Annotated in this window: 7 protein-coding genes; all 7 read left to right on the plus strand. The window is 41.4% G+C overall.

Annotated features, from left to right (window positions below; genetic code table 11):
* The first annotated feature begins 16 nt into the window (after positions 1-16).
* Positions 17-940: an ACP S-malonyltransferase gene (gene fabD / locus B4H39_RS08440; protein WP_251420662.1), complete on the plus strand. Its 924-nt coding sequence runs from the start codon at positions 17-19 to the stop codon at positions 938-940.
* A gap of 77 nt (positions 941-1,017) precedes the next feature.
* Positions 1,018-1,749, plus strand: coding sequence for a 3-oxoacyl-[acyl-carrier-protein] reductase (fabG, locus tag B4H39_RS08445; RefSeq protein WP_251420660.1), 732 nt, complete (start codon positions 1,018-1,020; stop codon positions 1,747-1,749).
* 56 nt (positions 1,750-1,805) lie between these two features.
* Positions 1,806-3,023 carry a beta-ketoacyl-ACP synthase II gene (gene fabF, locus B4H39_RS08450; RefSeq protein ID WP_251420658.1) on the plus strand — a complete coding sequence of 406 codons (1,218 nt, stop codon included), beginning with the start codon at positions 1,806-1,808 and terminating at the stop codon, positions 3,021-3,023.
* A 92-nt stretch (positions 3,024-3,115) separates the two neighbouring features.
* Positions 3,116-3,592: an acetyl-CoA carboxylase biotin carboxyl carrier protein gene (gene accB, locus B4H39_RS08455; protein ID WP_202230304.1), complete on the plus strand. Its 477-nt coding sequence runs from the start codon at positions 3,116-3,118 to the stop codon at positions 3,590-3,592.
* A 14-nt stretch (positions 3,593-3,606) separates the two neighbouring features.
* Complete coding sequence (fabZ, locus tag B4H39_RS08460; RefSeq protein WP_251420656.1) at positions 3,607-4,041, plus strand: 3-hydroxyacyl-ACP dehydratase FabZ; 435 nt, start codon at positions 3,607-3,609, stop codon at positions 4,039-4,041.
* A gap of 197 nt (positions 4,042-4,238) precedes the next feature.
* Positions 4,239-5,603 (plus strand): acetyl-CoA carboxylase biotin carboxylase subunit, encoded by a 1,365-nt coding sequence (locus B4H39_RS08465; protein ID WP_251420654.1) that lies wholly within the window; start codon positions 4,239-4,241, stop codon positions 5,601-5,603.
* 424 nt (positions 5,604-6,027) lie between these two features.
* Positions 6,028-6,239: WXG100 family type VII secretion target (locus B4H39_RS08470; RefSeq protein ID WP_286927566.1), on the plus strand; the 212-nt coding region annotated here is incomplete at its 3' end.

Genomic DNA, 6,239 nt, shown 5'->3' on the forward strand with positions numbered 1-6,239 from the left:
TGTGAAATTAAAAAATATGAAAACAGCATTTCTTTTTTCTGGTCAAGGCGCTCAAAAGCTGGGAATGGCTAAGGACCTTTTTGATGAATTTGACATTGTCAGAGAAACTTTTGATCAGGCAAGTCAAGTCTTGGGTTATGACCTTCGTGACTTAATTGATAATGATGAAGCAAAACTCAACGAAACACAACATACCCAACCAGCCATTTTAACAACGTCTGTAGCGATCCTTCGCTTACTTTCAGAGAAGGGCATTCAACCAGACCTTGTGGCCGGTCTTTCTCTAGGGGAGTACTCTGCATTAGTAGCCAGTGGTGCGCTAGGTTTTGCAGAAGCTGTTGCTTTGGTTGCAAAACGTGGTCAATATATGACTGAAGCTGCGCCAACAGGATCAGGTAAAATGGTTGCTGTGATGAATACAGAAGCTGCTTTGATCGAAGAAATTTGTGAACAAGCATCAGAGCGTGGGATTGTAAGTCCAGCCAACTATAACACCCCTGCACAGATCGTTATTGGTGGTCAAGCCGAAGCTGTTAATTACGCTGTGGAACTTCTGAAAGAAGCTGGTGTGAAACGTATGATTGAGCTGAAAGTATCTGGTCCTTTCCATACAGCCCTTTTAAAACCCGCGAGCGAAAAGTTAGCCCAAGCACTTGAACATGTTCATTTTAACAACTTCAGCATGGCGCTTATCTCAAATACGACAGCCCAAGTGATGCAGCAGTCAGAGATAAAAGTACTCCTCACGCGTCAAGTGATGGAGCCGGTACGTTTCTACGAGTCTATTGAAACAATGAAAGAACTCGGCGTACAACGCTTTATTGAAGTTGGACCTGGTAAAGTTCTTTCTGGTTTTATTAAAAAAATAGACAAGGAAGCCAGCTTTACCAATGTTGAAGATCTTGCCTCATTCAAGGCTTTGATGGCAGAAGAAGCTTAAGCTTATGAAATAAGTGAGAGTTGTCACTGTAGAACTTGGTTTGAGAGCAATTAAAAATCATAAGAACAGGAAAAATAATGGAAATTAAAAATAAAAATGTCTTTGTGACGGGCTCAACACGTGGTATTGGTAAGGCGATTGCCTTGCAGTTTGCGCAAGCTGGTGCGAACGTGATTATCAATGGACGTTCAGCTATTTCTGAATCCCTCTTGTCAGAGTTCACTTCTTTTGGTGTTAAGGCGGTCGGCGTATCTGGCGATATTTCGCAAGCTGATGATGCCAAACGTATGGTTGCAGAAGCAGTTGATGCTTTAGGCTCAGTTGATGTTCTGGTCAATAATGCGGGAATAACTCGTGATGGTTTATCATTGAAAATGAGCGAAGAAGATTTTGAAGCCGTTTTGAAAGTAAACCTCACAGGTGCTTTCAATATGACACAAGCTGTTTTGAAGCCAATGACACGTGCGAGAGAAGGCGCAATTATTAATATTACTTCCGTGGTCGGCTTAATTGGTAATGCGGGCCAAGCCAACTATGCAGCTTCAAAAGCTGGATTGATTGGTTTGACAAAATCAATTGCGCGTGAAGTGGCTGGGCGTAATGTACGTGTCAATGCTGTAGCACCGGGCTTTATTGATTCAGATATGACGGAAGTTCTTTCAGATAAAGTCAAGGATGCAATGAAGGGCCAAATCCCAATGAAGCGTTTTGGTCAACCAGAAGAAGTCGCTACAGTCGTGAAATTCCTTGCAGAGCAAGAATACATGACAGGGCAAGTATTGTCTATTGACGGTGGCATGGTCATGTAGCCTTACACCAGATTAGTCTAAAAAGAAGTTTGTAACAAACTCCAAAGGAGAAAAAGATGAATCGTGTAGTCATTACAGGTTACGGTGTAACCAGTGCTATCGGTAATACACCAGAAGAATTTTGGAACAGCCTTAAGTCCGGTAAAACAGGTATCGGTCCAATTACGCGCTTTGATGCTGAAGCTACAGGTATTAGTGTGGCAGCTGAAGTCAAAGAATTTCCATTTGAAAAGCATTTTGAGAAAAAAGATGCCCGTCGTATGGATACTTTTTCACTTTATGCTGTCTATGCGGCTCTTGAAGCTATGGAAATGTCAGGCATAACTCCAGAGAACACAAATTACGATCGCTTAGGTTGTATCATGGCCTCAGGTATCGGTGGCTTGGAGCAAACACAAAAGAACTCACAAGCACTACTTAAAGGTCCACGTAAAGTAACACCACTTTATGTGCCATTGGCAATTGCCAACATGGCGACAGGTAATGTTGCCTTGCGTACTGGTGCGCATGGTGTATCGCGTGCTGAAGTTACAGCGTGCGCAGCAGGGGCAAACTCTATTGGTTCAGCTTTCCGTGAGATTAAACATGGTTATGCGGATGCTATTATCGCTGGTGGTGCTGAAGCTGCGATTTGTGAGCTTGGCATTGCTGGCTTTGCCAACTTGACTGCTTTGACAAAGGAGGCGGATCCTTCAATTGCTTGCCGTCCATTTGACAAGGACCGTTCGGGCTTTGTTATGGGTGAAGGTGCGGGTGTCTTGATTTTGGAAAATCTTGAACATGCACAAGCACGTGGTGCAAATATCTTAGCCGAAATTGTTGGTTATGGTAACACAAATGATGCCTATCATATGACAACACCATCAGGTGTTGGTGCTGAAAATGCGATAAAGCTTGCCTTAGAAGAAGCAGGTATTTCTGGAGCTGATGTGGACTATGTCAATGCACACGGGACATCAACACCTGCCAATGAAGAAACAGAAGCAAAAGCTATCCATAATGTTATTGGGGATAAAGCTTTGGTTTCATCGACAAAGGCTTTACATGGTCATGCTCTCGGAGCGACAGGAGCTATCGAAGCAGTAGCGACAGTACAAGCTATTTTAAATCAGTTTGCACCAGTGAATGCTGGAACAAAAGAATTGGACGAGGGCATGACAATCAATGTCGTTCTTGGTCAAGGCCAAGATGCTAAGATTAATTACGCATTGTCACAAGACTTTGGATTTGGTGGACACAATGCCGTATTGGCCTTTAAAAAATTCACAGATTAGTTTAAAAGAAAGATAAGCACTCTGCTTTCTTTCTCAGAGTCTAAGTGCACTTTAACCTAGGTTGTGGAAAAGAAAGCGAGCGGGATATAAGAATGAATATTAATGAAGTAAAAGAGTTGATGACACAGTTTGACGGTTCGAGTTTGCGTGAATTTTCTTGGCGTACAGCAGAAGGAGAACTGTCTTTCTCAAAAAATGAAAATAAAGTTCTTGCAGCAGCAGCTGAATCAGTCCTTCCAGAAGCAAAAGCAAGCGCGTTAGCACCTGTAAGCGAAAATCGCACAGAACTTGCGGTAGAAACAGAGCAGCGTGTGGAAGAAATCGCCACAGCAGAAGGCGAAGCAGTAACAAGTCCTTTGGTTGGTGTAGCTTACTTGCAACCTGCACCGGGCAAGCCTGAATTTGTTACTGTTGGAGATACAGTCAAAAAAGGCCAAACCTTACTTATCATTGAAGCAATGAAAGTCATGAACGAAATTCCAGCACCTAAAGATGGGGTAATCACTGAAATCATGGTCAATGCCGAGGATGTGGTTGAATTCGGTCAAGAATTAGTACGCATTAAATAAAGGAGCGGTAAAAAATGACAGAAGTAAATATTGACGTCACAAAAATTATGGAGGCATTGCCTCACCGTTATCCTTTTCTTTTAGTGGATCGTGTGATTGATATCGCGGATGATGAAATCACCGCCATCAAGAATGTGACGATTAACGAAGAATTTTTCCAAGGGCATTTTCCACAATATCCAGTAATGCCGGGTGTATTGATTATGGAAGCCTTGGCACAGGCTGCGGGTGTGTTGGAACTTTCAAAACCTGAAAACAAAGGAAAACTTGTTTTTTATGCTGGAATGGATAATGTAAAGTATAAAAAGCAGGTTGTTCCCGGAGATCAGCTGATCTTGCATGCTAAATTTATCAAACGTCGTGGACCGATTGCTGTTGTTGAAGCTGAGGCTAAGGTTGACGGTAAATTGGCTGCAAAAGGTACCTTAACTTTTGCTTTAGGCAAATAAAAAAATACAATCAATGCCACAGTTAGCCTGTGGCAACTTTTAAAAGTAAGTGTACTTTGAAGTTTCAAAGCTTTGGCTTAAATCCATCCAAGTTGGTTTTATACACCATAGGTCAAAAAGACAGAGAGACTGTCTTGATTTTACTTTTTTGCTGAGGAGAACCTTTGGAATAAGAGCCTGATAGGAGTTATCAAACTATGTTTAATAAAATTTTAATCGCTAATCGTGGTGAGATTGCTGTACGTATTATTCGTGCAGCACGAGAACTCGGTGTTGCTACTGTTGCCGTATACTCAGAAGCAGATCGTGATGCACTACATGTTGCGCTGGCAGATGAAGCCATTTGTATCGGTCCAGCTCGCGCAACAGAGTCTTATCTGAATATGAATAATATCCTAGAAGCAGCTGTTGCTACTGGAGCTCAAGCCATTCATCCAGGGTTTGGTTTTTTGAGTGAAAACTCAAAGTTTGCACGTCTTTGTGAGGAAATGAATATCAAATTTATCGGTCCTTCTGCCCAAGTCATGGATATGATGGGAGATAAAATTAACGCACGTGCAGAAATGGTCAAAGCAGGTGTTCCTGTAACGCCGGGTTCTGAAGGTGAAGTGTATACGAGTGAAGAAGCACTAACTTTAGCGAATAAAATCGGCTATCCTGTCATGCTGAAAGCATCAGCCGGTGGTGGCGGAAAAGGTATCCGTAAGGTCAGTAATGCTGAAGAACTCGTCCCCGCTTTTGAAGCAGCTACTGCTGAAGCCAAAGCAGCCTTTGGCAATGGTGCCATGTTTATCGAGCGAATGATTTTCCCCGCACGTCATATTGAGGTCCAAATCTTAGCAGACCAACATGGCAATGTTATTCACTTAGGAGAACGTGATTGTTCCCTCCAACGGAATAACCAGAAGGTTCTGGAGGAAAGTCCATCTGTCGCGATTGGACATACTTTACGAGAGCGCATCTGCCAAGCTGCTGTCAAAGCAGCAGCACATGTGAACTATGAAAACGCAGGAACCATTGAGTTCCTCTTGGACGAAACTTCAGGTGATTTCTTCTTCATGGAAATGAATACACGTGTGCAAGTTGAACATCCTGTAACCGAGTTTGTCTCAGGTGTGGATATTGTTAAGGAACAGATTCGAATTGCAGATGGTCAAGAACTTTCTGTGAAACAAGAAGATATTGAGTTCAAAGGACATGCTATTGAGTGCCGTATCAATGCAGAAAATCCTAAATTTAACTTTGCACCAAGCCCGGGTAAAATCACCAATCTGTTTTTACCAAGTGGCGGTGTAGGTTTACGTGTGGATTCAGCCATGTATACAGGCTACACCATCCCACCTTATTATGATTCAATGATTGCAAAAGTTATCGTTCATGGCGAAAATCGTTTTGAAGCTTTGATGAAAATGCAGCGTGCATTGATGGAATTTGATGTGGAAGGTTTAACAACCAATATTGACTTCCAACTGGAATTAATTTCAGATGATAATGTTATTGCCGGGGATTATGATACGAGCTTTTTAGCCAATACATTTTTGCCGGAGTATTTGGAAAAATGAGCAGAATAAAACAATACTGAGACGAGTGGTGAAGATAGAGTGATTTCAAAGCTATCTTCATCACTTTTTCTTTTACGCAATGTAAAGTGGAATGACTAAATTACAGCTATTCTAGATGCGCGTGTTCAGGTCTGAAAGTGAAGTTTATCACATGTTTTCTAGGTGTTCTGTTGATTATCATCCGGTTTTCTTTGATATAAAAACTGTTCTTACGCAGGTCGTAGCTAAGGTTTATAGCGAAAATGACTCCCGTTTTTCTTTGACAATTTATAAAAGAGAATGGTAAAATAATATTGTGAGAAAACGATACACTTTCTCATTTTTGTTCATCTGCTTTCATATAAAGCAGATACATCATGCCCCAATAAAGTAAGGTAATAATTTTTTAATTACATATATTATATTATTTTAAAGGAGAATGAAAATGGCAACAATTAGTGTTACACCTGAAGAACTGAAGCAACAAGCGCAAGTTTATATCCAATCTAAGGAAGAAATCGAACAAGCGATTCAACGTGTAAATTCGATGAATAGCACAATCGCGGAAGAGTGGAAAGGTCAAGCCTTCCAAGCTTACTTGGAACAGTACAACCAACTCTATCAAAATGTTCAAAAATTCGAAGAATTGCTAGAAAG

The organism is Lactococcus sp. UBA7128 (assembly GCF_002492185.1).
In the GTDB taxonomy this organism is placed as follows: Bacteria; Bacillota; Bacilli; order Lactobacillales; family Streptococcaceae; genus Lactococcus; species Lactococcus muris.

Bases quoted from the DNA above. Each gene is read 5' to 3' on its own strand.
- fabD (WP_251420662.1), top strand. From the start codon at position 17: ATGAAAACAGCATTTCTTTTTTCTGGTCAAGGCGCTCAAAAGCTGGGA.
- fabG (WP_251420660.1), top strand. From the start codon at position 1,018: ATGGAAATTAAAAATAAAAATGTCTTTGTGACGGGCTCAACACGTGGT.
- fabF (WP_251420658.1), top strand. From the start codon at position 1,806: ATGAATCGTGTAGTCATTACAGGTTACGGTGTAACCAGTGCTATCGGT.
- accB (WP_202230304.1), top strand. From the start codon at position 3,116: ATGAATATTAATGAAGTAAAAGAGTTGATGACACAGTTTGACGGTTCG.
- fabZ (WP_251420656.1), top strand. From the start codon at position 3,607: ATGACAGAAGTAAATATTGACGTCACAAAAATTATGGAGGCATTGCCT.
- B4H39_RS08465 (WP_251420654.1), top strand. From the start codon at position 4,239: ATGTTTAATAAAATTTTAATCGCTAATCGTGGTGAGATTGCTGTACGT.